At 35.3% G+C, this 20,176-nt stretch carries 16 protein-coding genes; 7 read left to right on the top strand and 9 right to left on the bottom strand.

Annotated elements, in window-relative coordinates; translation table 11 throughout:
- Positions 1-475: 475 nt before the first annotated feature.
- Genes B5X55_RS00565 through B5X55_RS00550 form a run of 4 tightly spaced genes read left to right on the top strand, consistent with a single transcriptional unit; the run spans position 476 to position 7,069 of the window.
- Positions 476-3,208: a PSD1 and planctomycete cytochrome C domain-containing protein gene (locus B5X55_RS00565; protein WP_079510454.1), complete on the top strand. Its 2,733-nt coding sequence runs from the start codon at positions 476-478 to the stop codon at positions 3,206-3,208.
- A gap of 21 nt (positions 3,209-3,229) precedes the next feature.
- On the top strand, positions 3,230-4,747 hold the full coding sequence (locus B5X55_RS00560; RefSeq protein ID WP_079510453.1) for a DUF1501 domain-containing protein: 1,518 nt from the start codon (positions 3,230-3,232) through the stop codon (positions 4,745-4,747).
- 30 nt (positions 4,748-4,777) lie between these two features.
- The gene (locus B5X55_RS00555) at positions 4,778-5,662 is read left to right on the top strand and encodes a sugar phosphate isomerase/epimerase family protein (protein WP_079510452.1); all 885 of its coding nucleotides are present in this window, start codon (positions 4,778-4,780) and stop codon (positions 5,660-5,662) included.
- Positions 5,663-5,674: 12 nt separating this feature from the next.
- Entirely contained in the window at positions 5,675-7,069 is a 1,395-nt protein-coding gene (locus tag B5X55_RS00550) for a c-type cytochrome domain-containing protein (protein ID WP_079510451.1), read from the top strand.
- 346 nt (positions 7,070-7,415) lie between these two features.
- On the opposite strand, the gene B5X55_RS00545 is transcribed toward B5X55_RS00550, so the two are convergent.
- From B5X55_RS00545 to B5X55_RS00530, 4 genes are all read right to left on the bottom strand, one after another.
- On the bottom strand, positions 7,416-7,724 hold the full coding sequence (locus B5X55_RS00545) for a response regulator (protein WP_234999629.1): 309 nt from the start codon (positions 7,722-7,724) through the stop codon (positions 7,416-7,418).
- A 612-nt stretch (positions 7,725-8,336) separates the two neighbouring features.
- Positions 8,337-9,428 carry an alkaline phosphatase family protein gene (locus B5X55_RS00540; RefSeq protein ID WP_079510449.1) on the bottom strand — a complete coding sequence of 364 codons (1,092 nt, stop codon included), beginning with the start codon at positions 9,426-9,428 and terminating at the stop codon, positions 8,337-8,339.
- A gap of 323 nt (positions 9,429-9,751) precedes the next feature.
- Positions 9,752-10,417, bottom strand: a complete 666-nt coding sequence (locus B5X55_RS00535; RefSeq protein ID WP_079510448.1) for a CpsD/CapB family tyrosine-protein kinase — start codon at positions 10,415-10,417, stop codon at positions 9,752-9,754.
- 294 nt (positions 10,418-10,711) lie between these two features.
- Positions 10,712-12,493 carry an alkaline phosphatase gene (locus tag B5X55_RS00530; protein ID WP_234999628.1) on the bottom strand — a complete coding sequence of 594 codons (1,782 nt, stop codon included), beginning with the start codon at positions 12,491-12,493 and terminating at the stop codon, positions 10,712-10,714.
- A 222-nt stretch (positions 12,494-12,715) separates the two neighbouring features.
- Here B5X55_RS00530 and B5X55_RS00525 point away from each other — a divergent pair, with 222 nt between their 5' ends.
- The 3 genes from B5X55_RS00525 (at position 12,716) to B5X55_RS00515 (ending at position 15,366) form a co-directional block, all read left to right on the top strand.
- A complete protein-coding gene (locus tag B5X55_RS00525; protein ID WP_079510447.1) occupies positions 12,716-12,946 on the top strand; it encodes a hypothetical protein in 231 nt (76 codons plus the stop codon).
- A 517-nt stretch (positions 12,947-13,463) separates the two neighbouring features.
- Entirely contained in the window at positions 13,464-13,688 is a 225-nt protein-coding gene (locus B5X55_RS00520) for a hypothetical protein (protein WP_079510446.1), read from the top strand.
- Between the two features lie 313 nt (positions 13,689-14,001).
- Positions 14,002-15,366 (top strand): exonuclease domain-containing protein, encoded by a 1,365-nt coding sequence (locus tag B5X55_RS00515; protein ID WP_079510445.1) that lies wholly within the window; start codon positions 14,002-14,004, stop codon positions 15,364-15,366.
- A gap of 114 nt (positions 15,367-15,480) precedes the next feature.
- Here the strand turns inward: B5X55_RS00515 and B5X55_RS00510 are convergent, their stop codons facing one another.
- The 5 genes from B5X55_RS00510 to B5X55_RS00490 form a co-directional block, all read right to left on the bottom strand.
- Positions 15,481-15,663 carry a hypothetical protein gene (locus B5X55_RS00510; protein ID WP_079510444.1) on the bottom strand — a complete coding sequence of 61 codons (183 nt, stop codon included), beginning with the start codon at positions 15,661-15,663 and terminating at the stop codon, positions 15,481-15,483.
- A 97-nt stretch (positions 15,664-15,760) separates the two neighbouring features.
- Positions 15,761-17,170 (bottom strand): MBL fold metallo-hydrolase, encoded by a 1,410-nt coding sequence (locus B5X55_RS00505; RefSeq protein WP_079510443.1) that lies wholly within the window; start codon positions 17,168-17,170, stop codon positions 15,761-15,763.
- Positions 17,171-17,239: 69 nt separating this feature from the next.
- Positions 17,240-18,979 carry a SulP family inorganic anion transporter gene (locus tag B5X55_RS00500; protein WP_079510442.1) on the bottom strand — a complete coding sequence of 580 codons (1,740 nt, stop codon included), beginning with the start codon at positions 18,977-18,979 and terminating at the stop codon, positions 17,240-17,242.
- 55 nt (positions 18,980-19,034) lie between these two features.
- Positions 19,035-19,379 (bottom strand): TfoX/Sxy family protein, encoded by a 345-nt coding sequence (locus B5X55_RS00495; RefSeq protein ID WP_079510441.1) that lies wholly within the window; start codon positions 19,377-19,379, stop codon positions 19,035-19,037.
- Between the two features lie 3 nt (positions 19,380-19,382).
- The gene (locus B5X55_RS00490) at positions 19,383-20,156 is read right to left on the bottom strand and encodes an SOS response-associated peptidase (RefSeq protein WP_079510440.1); all 774 of its coding nucleotides are present in this window, start codon (positions 20,154-20,156) and stop codon (positions 19,383-19,385) included.
- Positions 20,157-20,176: the final 20 nt, after the last annotated feature.

The following is a 20,176-nucleotide window of genomic DNA, read 5'->3' as shown; positions in this document are numbered from 1 at the left end:
TCCGGCTCCACAATCACTAACAACTGTATTGTGGATGAAAAGATAAAATCCCATCAAGCTCGCTTGTTTGGGATTTTTATTTTTAGACAATAGGGTTTCTTTAAGCCTTGACAGTTGTATTTGCAGGGCGTGAGCCACTAGGAACAACCGTAAGGTAGCCCCTCCCGGCTCCACTTCAAAAAACAACATTATAGGTGGTTTTTTTCGTTATACCTACGAGAGTCGAATGCGAACGCATTAACTCGTACCTGTGCTAAAAAGGTCTATAAGACCTTTTCTTTACCTTACTATATTTTCACCTCAACTTTAGTTAAATAGACCTATTAAAAACAAAAATACTGGATACATTTGGTCTTTTTTTAAACAATTTTTAAAACTACATTTATAATTAAGCTAAAAATTCTTAATATTAAGTTTGCTTACAAAAGTGTCTACTGATTATCATTATAACACTACTTAAATATTATTCTTAGCAATGCAAAACAACAGCAAACAGGTTTATTTTAAATACGTTTTTATTGTCATTGCAACTACTATTTTTTCGTGCAACACATCATCTGAGCAAATAGATTATAGTACTCAGATAAAACCTATTTTAAATAATAAATGTATTACCTGTCATGGCGGAGTCAAAAAAAATGGTGGTTTCAGCTTACTTTTTAAGGACGAAGCATTTGCAGTTACTAAATCAGGAAAACCTGCCATAATTCCTGGTGATGCCAGTGGAAGCGAATTCATTAAAAGATTAAAAGAAGAGGATCCAGAATTACGAATGCCTTACGAAAAGCCCCAACTTTCAAAGAAGGAGATTGACTTGTTGACCAAATGGGTAGACCAAGGTGCAAAATGGGGCGAACATTGGGCGTATTCACTGCCAGAAAAAGTAACAGTTCCGGCGATTACTGAAGAAGCTAGTATTATCGATGTTAGTAAAAATGAGTTCTTACAAAATGATATTGACCATTTTATATTGGCCAAATTAGAAAGTGATACGATTGCTCCAAATCATTCTGCAGATAAAAATATCCTTATTAGAAGATTGGCATTTGACCTTACGGGTTTACCTCCAACTACAGCATTACACGATGATTTCGTTTCAGGAAACATATCTTATGAAGTGGCAGTAGACAATCTTTTACAACAAAACACCTATGGTGAAAAATGGGCAAGTTGGTGGTTAGATTTGGCCAGATATGCAGATACCAAAGGCTACGAAAAAGATAATGGTAGAAACATGTGGCGTTATCGAGATTGGGTAATCGATGCATTTAATACCGACATGCCTTACGACCAATTTACTACTGAACAATTGGCCGGAGACCTGTTACCTGATCCTTCTGCAGACCAACTAATTGCCACAGCTTTTCACAGAAACACTATGAATAATGACGAAGGTGGCACCGAAGATGAGGAGTTTCGAGTCGCTTCTGTATTAGATCGGGTAAATACTACTTTTTCTGTTTGGCAAAGTACCACAATGGAATGTGTACAATGCCACAGCCATACCTACGATCCTTTTAAGCATGAGGAGTACTATCAAGCTATGGCGTTTTTCAACAATACGAGAGATGAGGATACACCCGATGAAAGTCCGAATGTTCGTTTTTATAATGACGAACAGACTAAAAAGAAAAACCAAATTATCTCTTGGGTAGAAAAGTATGGTACTAAAGAGGAAAAGAAAAATTATGCTGATTTCTTATCCTTTATGGAACCTAAATATTTAGCCCATAATGCGACCAATTTTGTCAACGGTGAACTTGCAGACACTAAATATTTAGCACTTTGGGATGATGGGTCGTGCGTACTTAAAAATATCAATACAAAAGGTGCATCCTCAATATATATGTTTTATAGGGCATTTATGAATGGCACCACTATGACCATTAAAAAGAATAATGCCAAAGGTGAAATACTAGCGCAATTCAAGGTCGATAAAACTGACGGTAATGGAATTAGAAAAATACCTTTCAAAACCATTAATGAACCTATTGATTTATATTTTGAAGCTAATAATGACAGAATTGCAAAACAGGTATCAACAAGTCATATTTCTTGGTTCGCATTTTTATCGGATATACCAGGAACCACCGAAGCCGGTTATGACCAAATAAACCGATCATTTATAGAATTACTGAATACTCAAACACAAGAGCTTCCTATAATGGTTGAAAACCGAAGCGATATGGCAAGGGTTACTCAAATCTTTGAACGTGGCAATTGGTTAATGCTGGCAGATACGGTACAACCAGGTACGCCGAAAATACTTAATGCGTACGATGATGCATGGCCCAAAAATCGCTTAGGGCTTTCAAAATGGTTGGTAAGCAAAGAGAATCCGTTAACGGCACGTACGCTGGTCAATCGTGTATGGCATCAGGTTTTTGGAAGGGGTATTGTCGCTTCGTTAGAAGATATGGGTACTCAATCAGACCCACCTAGTCACCCTGCCTTGTTAGATTGGCTTTCCCTTCGGTTTATGAATGAACAAAATTGGAGTATGAAAGCATTGATCAAAGAAATTGTAATGTCTGGCACATATAGGCAGAGTTCGATAGTTACTCCAGAATTATATCAAAAAGACCCAAATAATGAATTGTATGCTCGCGGACCTAGAATACGTTTGACCGCAGAGGAAATACGGGATCAAGCATTGGCGGTTTCAGGACTGTTAAGTAAAAAAATGTATGGCCCAGGGGTTATGCCACCTCAACCAGATGGCGTTTGGCAATCTGTTTACAGCAATGAGTCGTGGGTAGAAAGTAAAGGAAAAGACAAATATAGGCGTGCAATATATACCTACCTAAAACGTACCAGCCCCTACCCTTCTTTTATTACGTTTGACGCTGGTAGTAGAGAAGTTTGTACTATTCGACGTACGGTCACCAATACACCATTACAGGCATTGGTTACTTTGAACGACCCGGTTTATTTAGAAGCTGCATATTCATTTGCGAAATCGATGGATATGGATGATGTGGAAAAAGGAATTTCATCAGGATTCAAAAAAGCTACATTTTCAGAAATAGATCCTGAAGAATTAGCAATTTTAAAGAGCTTATATGACCAAGCGATGGTTGAATTTTCGGCAGGTACGTATGAAGAAAATTTTATAGGTCTAAAAGAAAAACCGAGTTCGAAATTAGCAGCATTGACCATAGTAGCCAATGCAATAATGAACTTAGACGAATTTTTAACCAAGGCATAAGCCTGGTAAATAAAAACTACTATGAAAAGTAATATAGATAGGCTCATAGCAGAAAAACTTAAAATAGAACTAGAAACCAAGACCCGTAGGCATTTTATAAAACAATGCGCTACAGGTATGGGTGGTCTAGCCTTAGGCTCAATATTTATGGGGTGTGACCCATTGAGCTCGGGTAAATCAATAGCTGGTATTAACTCAGGCTTCTCCGAACGAGACTTAAATCCGTTGGCTACATTGCCACCTCCATTTTCACCCAGAGCGAAAAATGTTATATACTTACATATGGCAGGCGCCCCCTCACAATTAGAAATGTTCGATTACAAGCCCGAACTGGCAAAGCTTAATAATCAAGAATGTCCACAATCACTTTTAGAAGGAAAGAAGTTTGCTTTTATACGAGGTACACCTAAATTATTAGGTCCACAGGCAACCTTCAAACAAGAGGGGAAATCTGGCAATTGGGTTTCCGATAATTTACCGCATTTCAAAAAAGTGGTTGATGAGGTAGCCTTTTTAAAAGCCGTTCATACCGACCAATTCAACCATGGTCCCGCACAATTATTCATGCATACGGGTAGTGCTAGATTAGGTAGACCATCTATTGGATCTTGGGTTACCTATGGTCTTGGCTCTGATAATCAAAATCTCCCTGGTTTTGTGGTTCTAACTTCTGGCGGCAAGGCACCTAGCGCAGGAAAAAGTGTTTGGGGAAGCGGATTTCTACCTTCTGTTTATCAAGGTGTACAATGTCGCTCAAAAGGTGACCCTGTATTATATATCGATAATCCCGATGGTATATCTCGCGATTTAAAAAAGAATACCATCAATGCGATTAATGACATCAACAAAAAAGAATACGCAAAATATGCCGACCCAGAAATTTTAGCACGAATCAATCAATATGAAATGGCATATCGCATGCAAATTGCTGTTCCAGAGGTAATGAATATTAATAACGAACCGCAACATATTAAAGACATGTACGGGGTAGAACCGGGCAAGGAATCCTTTGCTAATAACTGCCTTTTGGCTCGTAAATTAGTTGAAGATGGTGTTCGTTTTGTTCAGTTGTTCGATTGGGGATGGGATGCCCATGGTACCGATGCCAGTACAGCAGTTGATTTAGGATTAAAAAATAAATGTCGAGAAATCGATAGACCTATGAGTGCCTTATTACTTGATCTAAAACAACGCGGACTTCTAGAGGATACTTTAGTCGTTTGGGGTGGTGAATTTGGCAGAACCCCAATGCAAGAGAACCGAGAAGGTAAAACCATGGGCTTTAAAGGTCGTGATCACCATGGTGATGCTTTTACCATGTGGATGGCCGGCGGAGGAATTAAAAAAGGTGCTTCTCACGGTCAGACCGATGCCATCGGTTTTTCTGGGGTAGATGGCAGGGTATCCGTTCATGATGTTCATGCAACAATATTACATCTTCTTGGTTTCGACCATGAACAATTTACGTTTGATTTTCAAGGTAGGCCTTTTCGATTGACAGATGTGGAAGGAGAAGTCATTCGTGAAATTCTAGCTTAATTCCGATTTAATAATACCAACCTATACCTTATGACCAAATTACGACACCTTTTTATTTTAGCATTATTGTTTATCGCTAGTAAGGGTAGCAGTCAAGAACAAAAAACGATTCAATTTTTTCAAACCGATTGGGGGCGTACTATTTCTTGGGATGCTTTTTGCGAAAAGACAGCCGCCGCTGGTTATGACGGTATAGAAATTTGGTTTCCGAATACAGTAGAAGACCAATACAATTTAAAGGCTGCACTAAAAAAGTACAATTTAAAAGTGGGGTTTTTAAACGGCACCAATAAATCCCTACCCTTTGAAGAGAGCCTAAAAAGCTATGAAGCGCATTTAAGACTATTGACTACGTGGGCGCCTGTATATATTAATTGCCATACGGGCAGTGATTTTTTCACTTTTGAACAGAACAAAGCATTTATTGACTTGGCCAACAAAATTGCGAAGGAAAGTAAAATTCCAATATATCATGAAACCCATCGAGGGCGTTTTAGCTTTAACCTGCCCGATACTAAAATCTATTTATCTGAAATACCCGAGCTTAAATTAAATCTAGACATAAGTCATTGGACGGTGGTACACGAATCTTTACTGGAAGGACAAGATAATACCCTTGAAAAAGTGTTAGAACGCACACACCACTTACATGCACGTGTGGGACATGCAGAAGGGCCACAAGTAAACGACCCAGAAGCGCCCGAATGGAAAAAGGCCGTTGATAGACATCTAGATATCTGGGAAAAAGTAATCAGGAAAAACTGGGAAACCAAAAATATATTTACGCTTACTACAGAATTCGGACCTGCTGATTATATGCCAACTTTACCCTATACCAGAGCACCGGTAGCGAATCAATGGAAGGCGAACCTCTATATGATGAAGGTAATCAAAGAACGAATGAATATCGAGTAACCCTTTGCCACTATGGATGTTTTAAAACAACTTTTTGGAAGACTTCACCCGCTAGTGGTTCACTTGCCCATTGGGTTTATTATCGTCGGATTACTGTTACAGTTCTATGATAGAAAACAAAAGGAATTTAACCACGTGATATCTTTAATTTATTTATGGACAGGGTATTTCGCTGTTTTAGCTTGTACCACAGGATATTTACACTATTTAGGGGAAGGTTATTCTTTCGATTCTATAAAAGTTCACTTATGGTCTGGTATTGCCACTGCGCTATTTTCTTTCTTAATGTGGGCAAAGCTAAAAGATAAATCCATGTTGCCTTTTTTAACAAAGATTCCAATGCTGGTTTTATCTGTGCTCATTTTTATCCTGATTTCCTTTACCGGGCACCAAGGCGGTAATATTACGCATGGAGAAGATTATTTGATAGAACCCCTACCCAATTCACTAAAGTCTGCCCTGGGATACGAAGTTTTTGAAGAAAAGAAAATAGTGCTTACCGATGAGAATTGGGAAGCTGCCATTTTGTATAATGCTGTTATTCAACCCATACTCAATAATAATTGCGTAAGCTGTCACAATGCTAAAAAAGCAAAAGGAGAACTACTTTTAAACACAAAACAAGGTATCTTAGAAAGCGGTGAAAATGGTCCTGTGGTATTAACTAGCCATGCAGATAAGAGCGATTTATTTATTCGAATGAAATTACCGAAGAGTGACGACAACCATATGCCGCCAGATGGAAAAAAACAACCCTCAAAAGAAGCTATTAAACTAATTGGTGTTTGGATCGAGAATGGTATTTCGTTTGATAAAACTATAGGAGAACTAGGATTAGAAAAATCACTCTTTCAATCTTTCTTTCCAACAATCATACAAACAGATTATCCAGATGTAGCAATTGCTGCTGCATCTCAAGATAGTATACTAAGGATAAAAAATAGCGGACTTCATTTAAATACAATGAGTGAGAATACCCACTATTTAAAAGTCTCCGCACTTAATTTAAAAAGTTTTAGTGATATTGATTTTCAATTGCTAAAATCTGTAGCATCCCAGATAGCAGTACTCGACCTTGGGGGCACTCAAATAACGGATGCTATTTTTACAGACATCGCAAGTTTACCTCATCTTACTATTCTAAAATTAGATAATACTACGATTACCGGCAGTCAAATAGAACGTTTAAAAATGCTCGAGCATCTAACCTCCATTAACCTTAGCAACACAACATTTAAAGAAGAAAACCTGAACAAGCTCAAAGACTTTAAGAAGTTAGAAAAAGTATTTCTATTTAACTCTGGTTTAGATAAGTCGGGAACAGAAATCATCGGCCAAAGCAACATAGTTGTTGAATATGGCAATTATACCCTACCCATTGTAGCTAGGGATAGCATAGAATTCTAATGGTTTACGTACAAACGGGATAACCAATTTTTTTAGAACCTACTAAAAAATAACTGTAGCTAAAAGTCACTTATTCGGTGAGTAAAAAATTTTACCTCTCACAAAACCCAAATTAATAGGTGATTGCATATATAGGTACTAGACCCCTATGAGCTTTTATTTATTCTGAGTAATATCTGGATCTAAAATTTTACACACCATGTTTATGATTTGAAAATTTTAAGCTCGGCAAGTTTACTTGATTGAATTATTTTGTTTAATAGCTTAGGTACTACCTTACAAATACACCTTCAATCAACTTATATATGTTTTATAAAAGATCAACTCTATTAGCTTGTTCTATTCATTAAATACTCGCAGTCATTACACTTTCAAATAAATCGGTGAGTTTAGACTCAACCAAAGGTTTTGAAATATAATCACTGACAATACCATAGCTATTTCCTTTATTGATTTGACTTAATTCAAAGTGTGAACTAACTACAAAAATTTGTGGTTTAATTACTAATGGCAACTTCACAAATTCATCTAAGAATTCCCAGCCATTCATAACCAGCATATTCAAATCTAATAAAATAACATCTGGTAACCTTTTTTTAGAAATTACCAAGGCAGTAAGGTTTACCAATGCCTCATAGCCATCTTCGTAAACCAAAATAATTATTATGGTTCAGTAGAACCTTTGTACCATAGACTCAAATAGGGTCATCATCAATTATGCAAATAGTTTTACTCTTCATAGGGGGGTTATTTATCCATATAAAACATTTAATTTCTTAATTAAAGAATGGGTATGAAAAATATAAACGTAGTATATTTCTTACTTTATTCCAATGTAAATAAATTAGGCACATGAAAAAAATATTTCTCCTAAAAAATTCGTAAAAGCTTAATTTTCAACATTAAACAAAAAGTTTAGTCGAAAAAAAACCCCAATTACAACAGATAAATCGTTTTTAGATAACATCTCAAAATTTCATAATTTATTTATAATTACCCTTAGCTCTATTAGCCTTCTAACACTATAATAATAAGTGAGTTGCTCTAGTTCTTTTATATAATATGAATTTAAATCACTAAACTGAAGAAATCATAATCTATGGCAAATCAATTGTAAAACACGCAACAAAGCCATAACAGCTAATTACCCGGTAACCAACATTTTAAATGTGTTTATATTTTTATAAAATAATCATCCCAATGATTCATAAAATATAAACAAGCGATAAAGAAATAGCCGAAAACAGGCTAATAGTTTAAGCCAACATCAAGGCCTCTTAAAATCGATTGAATTTGCCGGCATCTTATTGCTGTCTATTTTCATGTTCAAGGTCTTTAATACCGTAGGTGCAATTTGATTGGTGTATAGTTGATTGTTACTTGCTTCTCCTGTAGAGGTCACATCAGGACCTAAAATAGCCAGCCACGTTTGTTCTGCCCCTGCAACATCGATACCATGACTTGTCCATTTCGAACCTTCTTCTATACCTTCTCCTCTGCCATGATCCGTGGTAATAATAAAATAGGTATTGTCTTTATAAAAGGAGTCCGTTTGCACATAATTCCACAAATCGGCAATCAACGCATCTGTGTTATGTAATGATTTTGTGTAAAAATCAAAATGGCCGTCATGAGCGAAATCATCTGTTTCACCATAAGAGATGTATACCAATTTCGGATGGTTCTTTTTCATGTATTCTTTGGCATACTGATGCGTAAAAACATCTAAACGTACGCTCTCCCAAATAACAGGTGCCTGGCGTTGAATTTCGTTCAAGAATTTCTCCCTTTTGTTTAAATCGCCCGTAGCATCCATATATCCAGCATTTACGGGTACACCGCTTCTTTTATCATTTATAATGAACGGAAAAACATCCCAACTACCAAAACCGGCAACTTTACCTTTATAAGCTTCAGTAGTGTTCGCCAGTTCTAATAGGGTCACATTTTTGTTATATATTTTATCATTGCTATCAATGTTTTCATCATCTGCACTACCGGTTAAAATCTCATTATACCCAGGGTATGAAAACATCATCTTATTGGTAAGGTTCACAGTACTGTTTTTATTTCTATTACCATACAACTGCCCATGGTTAGCAATCGTATTCCAGAAGAAAGGCATTAACAAAGTCCTATTTTCTTCAATAGATGTACCAACGAATTTTTCGGTCAATAGATCTTTATCTTGAGTATAAGAACTGTTCAATAATTTAGTATCGATTCCTGTAAAAACATCTTGCCAACGAACACCGTCTAGTGTAATTAAAATTACATTCGGGTTCTTGTCTTGTTGGGCCTTTATGGACAGCGTTGCAAACAACACCGTAGCAAGTAAAATTTTTAAAAGTGTTTTCATAGGTTGTCTAGTTTATAATTTTTTGTGTTTCTAACCAATCACTACAATTTAAATGTTGATTACTATAGCTCACCTTATAAAAGTAGGAAGTATTTGGTAGTAACCTTTCTGATGTTAAAAATAATAAGCGGACAACCATTTTAAGTTGCGAAACAATAATTCAGATGATACTATTCAAAAATTGAAGTTTGAAATCATCAACTTTACTACCTAACAAATTAAAGGGCTCAACAAATTTCTTTATGAGCCCTATTTTAATGTATACCTATACTAGCTATCTACTTCTCGTTATTCGAGTATGAATAAGAATCTTTAGCGCCCATTTAGGTGTCGTTAAGTACAAATGCCATATTCTTCAACTTATCCCTTCGGTTAAGTTCATTCGCCTCTTGTAAGACTGCTTTATCGGTAACACCCGCTCTTGTCACAAATAAGGTAACATCGGCATAATCAGCAATCAATAACGTATCGGTTACTGGCATGGTCGGTGCCGTATCTACAATAATGATATCGTAAAATGATTTTGCTTGCACAATAAAATTCTCAAAAGCACCAATTGAAAGTAATTGTGGTGCATTGGGCGGAATTGAACCACTAAGGCATATATGGTGCATTTTGCTATTTTCTAGCCCTGGATAAATAATGTCTTGCCAATTAGAATCAGGATGCTGTAAATAATCGGTTAAGCCTTTTGTATTTATACCCATCGAGAAATAATTATGAATTTCCGGACTTCTAAGATCGGCACCTACCAACAAAACTTTTTTATTGATACTGGTAAAGGCTACGGACAGGTTATAAGCGATAAGACTCTTACCTTCGCCCATCTTCCCAGAAGTGACATAAACAACATTACCTAGGCTACTTTTAGTCTTTGGCAACATATAGTTCACGTTCGTGGCCAAAATTCGGAAAGATTCAGCCAAAAAAAACCTTTCATTAACATCGTTGAACTTTTTATCCCCTTTAAGACGTGGTATTTCACCCAAGAATTGGGTTAATAAAATTGAATCGAACCAAACCCGTTAAGTCAATAGAACGATTCAATAGTTTTAATTTTGGTGATATCTATCGGTGAAAGTTAAACCCAAGGTTTTATGAGGATTTTGTTTCAAGAAATTACAGCTGTTATTTTAAATCGACCTTAAAACTTACTGCCTCTTCACCGTTCATTTGCTTTTGAAAAATGCTTGTAAATTGTTGTAAAGTTTCACCGTTTATAGTGGTAATAGAAGAAAATGACTATGGTATAGAAGAAGTGTCAAAATCAAAAATTATTTTCACTAAAGTCCTAATACCTTAATTATTTTATGAAAGACTTCATTGTTTTCATAAACGCCTTGAAATTCTTGAGACAAAGGTCCGTAGGCAAAAATAGGGACCATAGTACCTGTATGGTCATGCGTTGTAAAATCGGCTTCAATTTCATGTTTAGCCATAGCACCTTGAGGAATCGTTAAGCCACCAGTTTCGTGATCGGCAGTGATAATGACCAGGGTGTTTTTATCGGCATCGGCAAATTTCAAGGCTTCGGTAATTGCCTTGTCAAAAGAGATACTTTCGGTGATGACACCTTTAATATCATTTGCATGGCCGTAGCTATCAATTTTTGCACCTTCGATCATTAAGAAAAAAGGCATCTTCTTATTCTGAAGGAATGACAATCCGTTTTTGGTGGCTAGTGCCAATTTTTCAACATAGAATTCAACAGGTTCTTCTTTGGTAGTATTGAACCATGCACCTACTTTTTCTTCCTTACTCATGCCAATGGTTTTTACATCACTTTTCATATGAAACTCTGCCTCATCAATTCCATTAACCGCGGATGTAGGCTGGGATATGAATAATTTTAATTGTGAAGTATTTAAGTCAGATGCAATTTCTTCTGCCATTCCACGGTCTGTTCTGTGCGCAAAAAATGAGGAAGGTGTAGCTCCTGTAATTTCATCTGTAGTGATGACCCCAGTATTAAATCCTTTTTTAGTTAAAATTTCTGTGATATTCGGAATCGCCTTGCCATTGGCATTAGCACCAATTGCTCTATTGTTGGTTTTTTCACCAGTAGCAATTGCGCTGCCTGCTCCCGCAGAATCGGTAGTAAAATCATCGGCAGATTGGGTTTTAATAAAACCGATGCTTTTTAGTTGGGTCAAGGATAGCTCTCCATTATTCGCCAAAGTGGCTGCTGAAATCTGAGTAAGTCCGTTGCCATCACCAATCATTAAGATAATATTCTTAGGGTTTCGCTTTGCCTTGTCCGATTCAAAAGTTGGATAATAAACCTCAGAAAAAACCGTATTCTGCACTACCCTTTCTTTTAAGGTGTTTACATACATAACACATTCGCTAGGCATATCGGTATTAATGAAGTCTACGCCCATATCGGCAAAAACTTTCCAAGCAGATTTAGAATCTGGAGTTGCCCAAAACCGGAATGGTTTATTAAACTCATGTGCTTTGGCAATTGTATTAACGACAGCGTTATAATCTGTAGCTGTTAACCTTCCTTTTCCGTTCCAATCTGAGAAATTTCTAAAACTTAGGCTTACCATAGCTATCTTATTTAAGGTAGCAGTATCTGTAATAGGCTCTAAACTTTGATAATCAAAAGAAATAAAACCTGGATACTTTATATACTCAGATAATTTTGGCCTGTTACCAGAAATTACAATTTCAATATCGGTATTAGCAGTAATCATTGGATACGCTTTTAAACCATCAATAATTACGTCAATTGTTTTATACGCATCTGTTTTAACATCTATCAATAACTGAAGTGGTTTATTTGAAAACAATCCTAATTCTATAACCTCTTTTAAAGGTTCTAAATACATTCGTTGTAACGTTTTACTATCATCTACTTCACTCAATTCATGCGCGACAAGAAGCTTACCATTCTGTAAAAAAACATCTACCTCAATAGAATTCACTTCTGCGCCGATAGCTTTCCAAAAAGGAATATTCTGTTTATAATCGTTATGAGAATGTACTTTAAAGTCTTGTGCTTTACCCGTAGACAGTACCACAATAAAAAAACAAATGGAAAAAAATATTCTTGATTTCATAAAATCAGCTTTAAAAAGGACATGTTTCGCGAACAATGCATTTGATATTATCAAACCTAAGCACAAATGTATAGTCTGCAAATTTTAATTCTTAAAATGACTTTGTATTTACGTAAAGGTCAAGTAATTATTGGATTGTTTAATTCTTGGTGATATCTATCGATAACTAATAGCATTTTAAAACTCTTTTTTATTTATTTTTGATTCCGACCATTACCAACCATGACCGAAAATATAAAACAAATGTTCAGTAAAATGAACGATGAAACTCGCCAAGAAGCTTTAGAATGCTTAATGATGGAGTTTAATGCGAAAAGCACTAAGCATATTCAAAAAAATTGGATTATTGGTGGTCGTATACCTGAAGACCACCAAGAAAAGATTGTTCACATTTTCCAAAATCTCTTACGCATTCAGATTTTTAGAATCAACGAAATAAAGGTGAATCTTTAATACCACCATTTTCGATTTTCAATCTCAAAATTCGTTGCCCGCTTTTCTAACTAAATAATATTTATACTAAAAAACCGACACATCAAGAGAAATGCATCGGTTATTCAACTAACTCAAACTTAGGGCAAAGATGGGTTCATTTATTTAGTTCGAGTTTACCTAAAGATTAAGGTAACTTTAAATTCAGTATACCTATTAAGCTCAAGTATTTTGCATGGCATTAATTTATAGTGTTGCCAATAGGTATTAATATATCAGTGCTTGAAATGTCTTTAAAATGTAGTGCAACTGTGAGACATGACAACCACTTCTGCTTTTTTTTCGCAGTTATCTACCAGCATAACATATAAGTCAACATACTTATAGCCTTAAGCGTAAAAGTTATTAACAATTGGTTGTAATAACTTTTATAGTGCATTTCATCGAATAAAACGAACTTTTCATCGTTAATAAATAAAGTTTAAATATTTTCGGAATGAATTACTATTTCAGCCACTAAAATTCTATTTGCTTTTACATGAGATTTAAATTATCCAGAACCTTTTTCGTCCCCCTAGCAGCCATTATTTTTCTTTTAAGTTTATCTTCTTGTGGTAAGGACTATGACCTAGTATCAGAGTATGTAATACGTGATACCAATCAACAAGTTCAATTAAATTCTGTTCAAGACAACAGTATTTTAAATGTTGATGTTGTGAACAATACTACGACCAACGAACTAAAAAAAAGTAGTAAAGAATAATGTTACAAATATTGTAGCAGAAAAGTCTCCTCTCTCTAACTTCGATTAAACACTGTAAGCTAATACTGCTAAATTACTTTTTAGCTCTGGTTTTGAAGGTGTACATCTTTCTCAAAATAAATACGATTCTTATCTAGAGAGCAAATAATTTTCAGATTATAATTAAAAACCCATCTATTGTATTTCGACCGAATACCTTCCTTTAAATTGGTAATTTCAATACAACCCCTCCTCTTAAATTTCAAAGGAGGTAATTCATGAAAAATTTCTATCAAATTCGCTAACTTTACTTTTCTAATTTATTTTATCGTATTTGTATACCATCATTGACATAGAGACCACCGGAAACGGAATAAAAGGCAACAAAATAACCGAAATTTCCATATTTAAATATAATGGTCATGAGGTAGTCGATGAATATACCTCATTGGTAAATCCGCAATGTGAAATACCTTCATTTATAACGGGTCTTACCGGAATTGATAATAACATGGTGCGCAATGCACCTCTACTAGAAGAAATTATACCTAAAATTGAAGCAATTACAAAAGACACCATTTTCGTTGCCCATAGTGTGAACTTTGATTACAACGTCATCAAAAACGAATTTTATCAACTTGGTCATGATTTTTCTAGAAAAAAGCTCTGTACTGTACGTCTTTCAAGAAAGTTACTGCCAGGTTATAATTCCTATAGCTTAGGTAAATTAACTGCTGCTTTAGGTATTCCATTAACCAATCGCCATAGAGCAAGAGGTGATGCCCATGCAACTGTTTTATTGTTTCATAAACTATTAAGGGCTGAAAATGCAGAAAGTGTTTTTAAGTTATTCTTAAACTCAAAATCACAAGAAGCTACACTACCACCTGCATTGCCAAAAGAGGAGTACGAAAAACTGCCGACAACCCCTGGCGTGTATTACTTTAAAAATGAAAAGGGAAAGATTATTTATGTTGGTAAGGCCATAAACATTAAAAAAAGGGTTCTAGTCCATTTTTACGATAAGAAAACAAAAGAAATTACGCTTTGCTCAGAAACTGCCTCTTTAGATTTTGAAGAAACTGGGAATGAATTAATTGCTTTATTGAAGGAATCTGCTGAGATTAAACACCTATACCCTAAATATAATAGTGCTCAAAAAAGAACTATACAGCAATATGGTATTTTCAGCTATGAAGATCGTAACGGTATAATTCACTTAGCCTTCAATAAAATAAAAATGACACCTAATGCTCTTGCCATATGCTACAGCCCAACTGAGGCCAGACAGTATTTAGAAGCGTTATGCAATACCTTTGAGCTTTGCCCCAAGTATTGTCATTTACAAGAAAATGTTTCAAGCTGCTCTCATTATAAGATCAAACAATGCATTGGTATATGTTCTGACACAGGCTTGGTGAATACTTATAATGAACGAGTACAAGAGGCCTTAAAAAGTTTAAAAGATATTCAATCAGATTTAGTCATAAAAACAAATGGCAGAAATGCCGAAGAGAATGCCTTTGTCATTATTCAAGAAAATAGTTACGCAGGTTACGGCTTCATACCAAAAGAATTTTCCATAGAACATATAGAAAATCTGGAAACCTTTATTATACCACAGAAAAATACACTAGAGACACAAAGAATTGTTGAAAGCTATATGCGAAAAAACCCTAATGCAATTTTCGCTCTTTAGTCAGAACACTTTAATTGATTTAGTCCTTCATTTTCTTGTACATCCTAATTACAAAAAGCAACCACAACATAAAGACTATGGAGATGAAAATTGAATATAATAGAACAAATTCCATTACTTTTTATATTTAAGATAATTCATAAAACCTAGAATAGTTGGCGCCCAAAATGCAATAAAAATTGCATCCAATTTCTTTCCAGATAAGAAAAGCACTTCCGATACAATTATTATAGAAATAACTACCAAGAGCATTATAACATTAATTAGGCCAATACGCTCTATAAAATTTTTAAACATCGCCGCAATTTAAATCCTAATTAAAGGAATTAATTAATACTATTTAAACTAGGACACTTCACTGTTTTCAAACCATTAAATGTCCTATCTATCTATTTTATAATGTTGTAGGGCAAACATAATCTGTTGTACGCACGCCTTCTTTTTTAAGCACTCCAAAACCGCCTTTCACATCTATCAAATTATGAATACCCCGACTTTTTAAAATGGATGACGCAATAACTGATCTATAACCACCTGCACAATGAACTAAAAAATCTCCCTTCTCAGGATATTCTGCTAAATGCTTATTTAGTTCACTTAATGGTGTGCTTTCAGCATCTAAAACATGTTCGCTCTTATACTCACCTTTCTTTCGAACATCAAAAACCTTAATATTAGTACTGTCTATCATCTTCTTAGCCTCTTCTGCGCCAATAGAAGTGATTTTATCGATTTCTTTACCTGCTGCTTTCCAAGCTTCGATACCTCCTTTTAAATATCCTATAGATGCGTCGAACCCTACCCTAGACAATCTAGTTACGGCCTCTTCTTCCATACCCTCTGGTATCACCAACAACAATGGTTGTTTTGTGTCTGCAATTAAAGCGCCTACCCATGGTGCAAAATCCCCATTTAAACCAATAAATATTGATCGAGGAATATGGCCTTTTACAAATTCATCTTGATGTCTAACATCCAACACCAAGGCTTCAGATTCATTCGCTATTAATTCGAATTCTTCAGGCGAAAGACCTTTGGTACCTCGGTCTAAAACCTTTTCAATATCCTCATAGCCTTCCTTATTCATCTTTACATTTAGTGGGAAATACTTTGGTGGAGGTAATAACCCGTCTGTAACCTCTTTTACAAACTCTTCTTTGGTCATATCTGCCCTTAGAGCATAGTTCATCTTCTTTTGATTACCCAATGTATCGACCGTTTCTTTCATCATATTTTTACCACAAGCAGACCCTGCTCCGTGTGCTGGGTATACAATGACATCATCTGATAAGGGCATAATTTTAGTACGCAAGCTATCAAATAAGGTTCCGGCCAATTGTTCTTGTGTCATGTCGGCAGCTTTCTGTGCTAAATCGGGCCTACCTACATCACCTAAAAATAAGGTGTCACCAGAAAAAATCGCATGGTCTTTTCCTTTTTCATCTCTTAATAGATATGTGGTGCTCTCCATAGTATGACCAGGAGTATGTAATACTTTAAAAGTAATTTTACCTAATTTAAACTCTTGACCATCTTTTGCGATAATAGCATCAAAAGAAGGATTTGCAGTTGGCCCAAAAATTATTGGAGCCCCAGTTTCTTTAGATAGAGTTAGATGGCCACTTACAAAGTCGGCATGAAAATGAGTTTCAAAAATATATTTAATTTTTGCCTTGTCGTTCTTTGCTCTTTTCAAATAAGGAGTAACCTCACGTAAGGGATCTATAATAGCTACTTCTCCATCACTCTCAATATAATAAGCTCCTTGAGCCAAACATCCTGTATATATTTGTTCTATATTCATAATTCATTAATATTTATCAATATACCACTTGATTCTCAACCTTCAAAATACGAGGTATAATCAATTCGATTATAATTTTTCTTTTGCCACTTTACTGTTTTCATAAGCCACTTTGGCTGCTAACAATGAAATTTCATTCGGATTATCATAAAAATCTACCGCCTCTTTAGTTTTTACGAATAAAAACTCTCGTTGTAATTCTTTAATAATTCCTGTATTAAATATAATATCTCGTGTGGGTCCAATCGCACCCGCCATATAAAATTGGATACCTCTTTCACGAATATCATGAATGAGTTTTGTTAGCATATCTGCTGCAGTGGCATCTATATAATTTATTGCTTCTGCATTAAGAATAATTCCTTTTAAATTAGGGCCTTTTGCTTTCATATGCTTTAAAAGCTGCTTTTTAAAATATCCTGAGTTACCAAAATACAATTGTGAATCGAATCGTACAATCAATAAATCATCTCGAACCACAACCTCATCAGCAAATCGGATTACATTCTTATAATAGTCGGAATTTCCAATATTACCTATCTCAACAAAATGTGGTTTAGATGTTCTATATACCATGAGTAATAATGAACATAAAACTCCGATCAAAATACCTTGAGTAATTCCCATAAACAGGGTAATAAAAAAAGTAACCATCAATACAAAAAATTCATCTTTTCTGTTTTTCCACAGGTGTTTGCAATACTTTACATCGACCAGATTCACCACCGAAACCATAATAATACTTGCTAAAATAGCATTTGGCAAATATTGAAATAAAGGTGTTAAAAACAGTAATGTAAATACGACTAACAAAACACTGAACACACCAAACAAATTTGTCTTCGTACCTGCATCATAACTAATTGCTGACCTTGAAAAGCTAGCAGTAACGGGATACCCTTGAAATAAAGAACCGACAATATTAGAGGTGCCCAAGGCAATTAATTCTTGATTGGCCTGTATTGTTTCCTCTCCACTTTTATCTTCCAAGGCTTTACCTATTGATATAGCTTCTAAATATCCCACAAGCGCTAGGGCAACTGCAATAGGCCATAATTGCCTTAGGTCCTCTAAATCTATGGTAGGTATTACAAACGAAGGCAATCCTTTTGGGACATTACCCACCAACTTAACGCCATAGGCTCCCATTTGAAAAACATACACTGCCAATATGCCCAAGACTACGATTATTAATATACCCGGAATATTTTTATTCCATTTTTTAAAACCTATCAATAGTCCAATACCAACTATGCCGAGACCAAAATCGAATAAATTTATTTCACTTAATTTATAAAAAATATTAAGAACTGTCTCGTAGATTTTATTGCTATTTTCTACCGATATACCTAGAAGGTGTTTTAACTGACTTAGAATAATAATAATTGCCGCCGCTGAAGTAAACCCACTTATTACGGGCTTGGACAAGAAATTGACCAAAAAACCCATTCGAAGAACACCCAATACTAATTGTATAGCACCAACCATAAGGGCTAAAACAACCACCATTTTAATGTAATTCTCAACTCCTGTAATTGCCAAAGTACCTAAACCTACTGCGACTAATAATGAGTCCATAGCAACTGGTCCCACTGCTATTTTTCGTGAAGTACCTAAGAATGCATATGTAAGTACAGGAAACAATGCTGCATATAATCCGTGAACAGGAGGAAGCCCTGCAACCATGGCATACGCCATACCCTGAGGAACCAAAACAATACCAACAGTTAAGCCCGCCAGTAAATCTTTAATAAAATAGGCTTTTTTATAGGTAGATACCCAATCCAAAAATGGAAACAAATTCCTCACATGGTAAATTTAATCATTTCAAGGAGCATTCGAAGAGGTATTTGCGACCATTACATTACTGGTGCAAAAGTCTATTAAATTCTAAAGATTTTTCTACCCAAAAATCTAAATCATCTTCGCTATCAAAACCATCAGCGCCTATAAATAAGAATCCGCGCATGGGTTTACCGGTGAAATCCATTGGTTTACTACTAGGTTGATTCAATAATTCTTCATAATTTAATTTTCCAACTCGTACCATTACCTTATCCTCTTCACTTTTTTTATCGAAAAGAATTCCTACACACATTTTACCATTTACCATAAAGGTGAGACCGCCCATCATCTTTTTCTCTTCAAGATTACCTTTGCCCATTAATCGTTGTCGCACGCGATTTGCTAAATATTCACTGTAAGCCATTGGTCAAAAGTATTTTTCTAAGGTTTCAAGTTCTTTGTATTTTATTTCATCTGAAATAGAAGCTACGTTACCCGCATAACTTTTTCCTCGAAGTTTACCTACAGAATATGCATGAAGCTGTACATCGCTACCAGACTTTACTATTGATTTTAGATCATGTTCAAAATCTTGTTTTGAAGCCAACCACTGTTCTTCCATCTCAGTTAGAAGCATTAATGGCATGCGTGGACCATTCAATTTAGGATTGTTATGAATCTTACTCATGATATCATTACCCTCTGTAGTTACTATTGAAAATGAATTTACTACACCGCCATTTTCATGATTTACCCATTCAGACCAAAGTGCTGCCATAGCTAAAGGTTCTTTATTTTTTTGCTGGATAAAAAACGGATACACTTGATTTTTATAATGGTGATGTTCATAAAATCCGTCAACATAAAGAATGCATCTTTTCTCAGTTGCGGCGTCTCTAAATGCAGGTTTTTCAAAAATGGTTTCTACCCTGGCATTTAAAGTATTGTTCCAAATTTTCTTTTGCTGTTCAACACTTTTAACCCAATGTGGAATGAGTCCCCAAGTGGCCACAATTGGATAAAATGGGTCTTCATTGGTATAAATCAACACCTCAGGATGCGAAAACCCAGACGCATGGTGCAATGGTAAATCGGTTAGCGGAGCCAACTTTTCTATAATCTCTTCAATCGCCTTTAAATCTTGATTTCTTGTTGCCCGTTTTAATTGTGCCTCTAAACTGGCTTTTATATCGTAACACATTTTTCCAATATTTAAGGTAA

It is taken from the genome of Maribacter arcticus, from assembly GCF_900167935.1.
Classification (GTDB): domain Bacteria; phylum Bacteroidota; class Bacteroidia; order Flavobacteriales; family Flavobacteriaceae; genus Maribacter; species Maribacter arcticus.
The sequence above is the reverse complement of the archived record's forward strand: the minus strand, read 5'-3'. Positions and strand labels throughout refer to the sequence as shown.

Coding starts and splice junctions, on each gene's coding strand:
- B5X55_RS00565 (WP_079510454.1), top strand. CDS start 476: ATGCAAAACAACAGCAAACAGGTTTATTTTAAATACGTTTTTATTGTC.
- B5X55_RS00560 (WP_079510453.1), top strand. CDS start 3,230: ATGAAAAGTAATATAGATAGGCTCATAGCAGAAAAACTTAAAATAGAA.
- B5X55_RS00555 (WP_079510452.1), top strand. CDS start 4,778: ATGACCAAATTACGACACCTTTTTATTTTAGCATTATTGTTTATCGCT.
- B5X55_RS00550 (WP_079510451.1), top strand. CDS start 5,675: ATGGATGTTTTAAAACAACTTTTTGGAAGACTTCACCCGCTAGTGGTT.
- B5X55_RS00540 (WP_079510449.1), bottom strand. CDS start 9,428: ATGAAAACACTTTTAAAAATTTTACTTGCTACGGTGTTGTTTGCAACG.
- B5X55_RS00530 (WP_234999628.1), bottom strand. CDS start 12,493: ATGAAATCAAGAATATTTTTTTCCATTTGTTTTTTTATTGTGGTACTG.
- B5X55_RS00525 (WP_079510447.1), top strand. CDS start 12,716: ATGACCGAAAATATAAAACAAATGTTCAGTAAAATGAACGATGAAACT.
- B5X55_RS00520 (WP_079510446.1), top strand. CDS start 13,464: ATGAGATTTAAATTATCCAGAACCTTTTTCGTCCCCCTAGCAGCCATT.
- B5X55_RS00510 (WP_079510444.1), bottom strand. CDS start 15,663: ATGTTTAAAAATTTTATAGAGCGTATTGGCCTAATTAATGTTATAATG.
- B5X55_RS00505 (WP_079510443.1), bottom strand. CDS start 17,170: ATGAATATAGAACAAATATATACAGGATGTTTGGCTCAAGGAGCTTAT.
- B5X55_RS00495 (WP_079510441.1), bottom strand. CDS start 19,379: ATGGCTTACAGTGAATATTTAGCAAATCGCGTGCGACAACGATTAATG.
- B5X55_RS00490 (WP_079510440.1), bottom strand. CDS start 20,156: ATGTGTTACGATATAAAAGCCAGTTTAGAGGCACAATTAAAACGGGCA.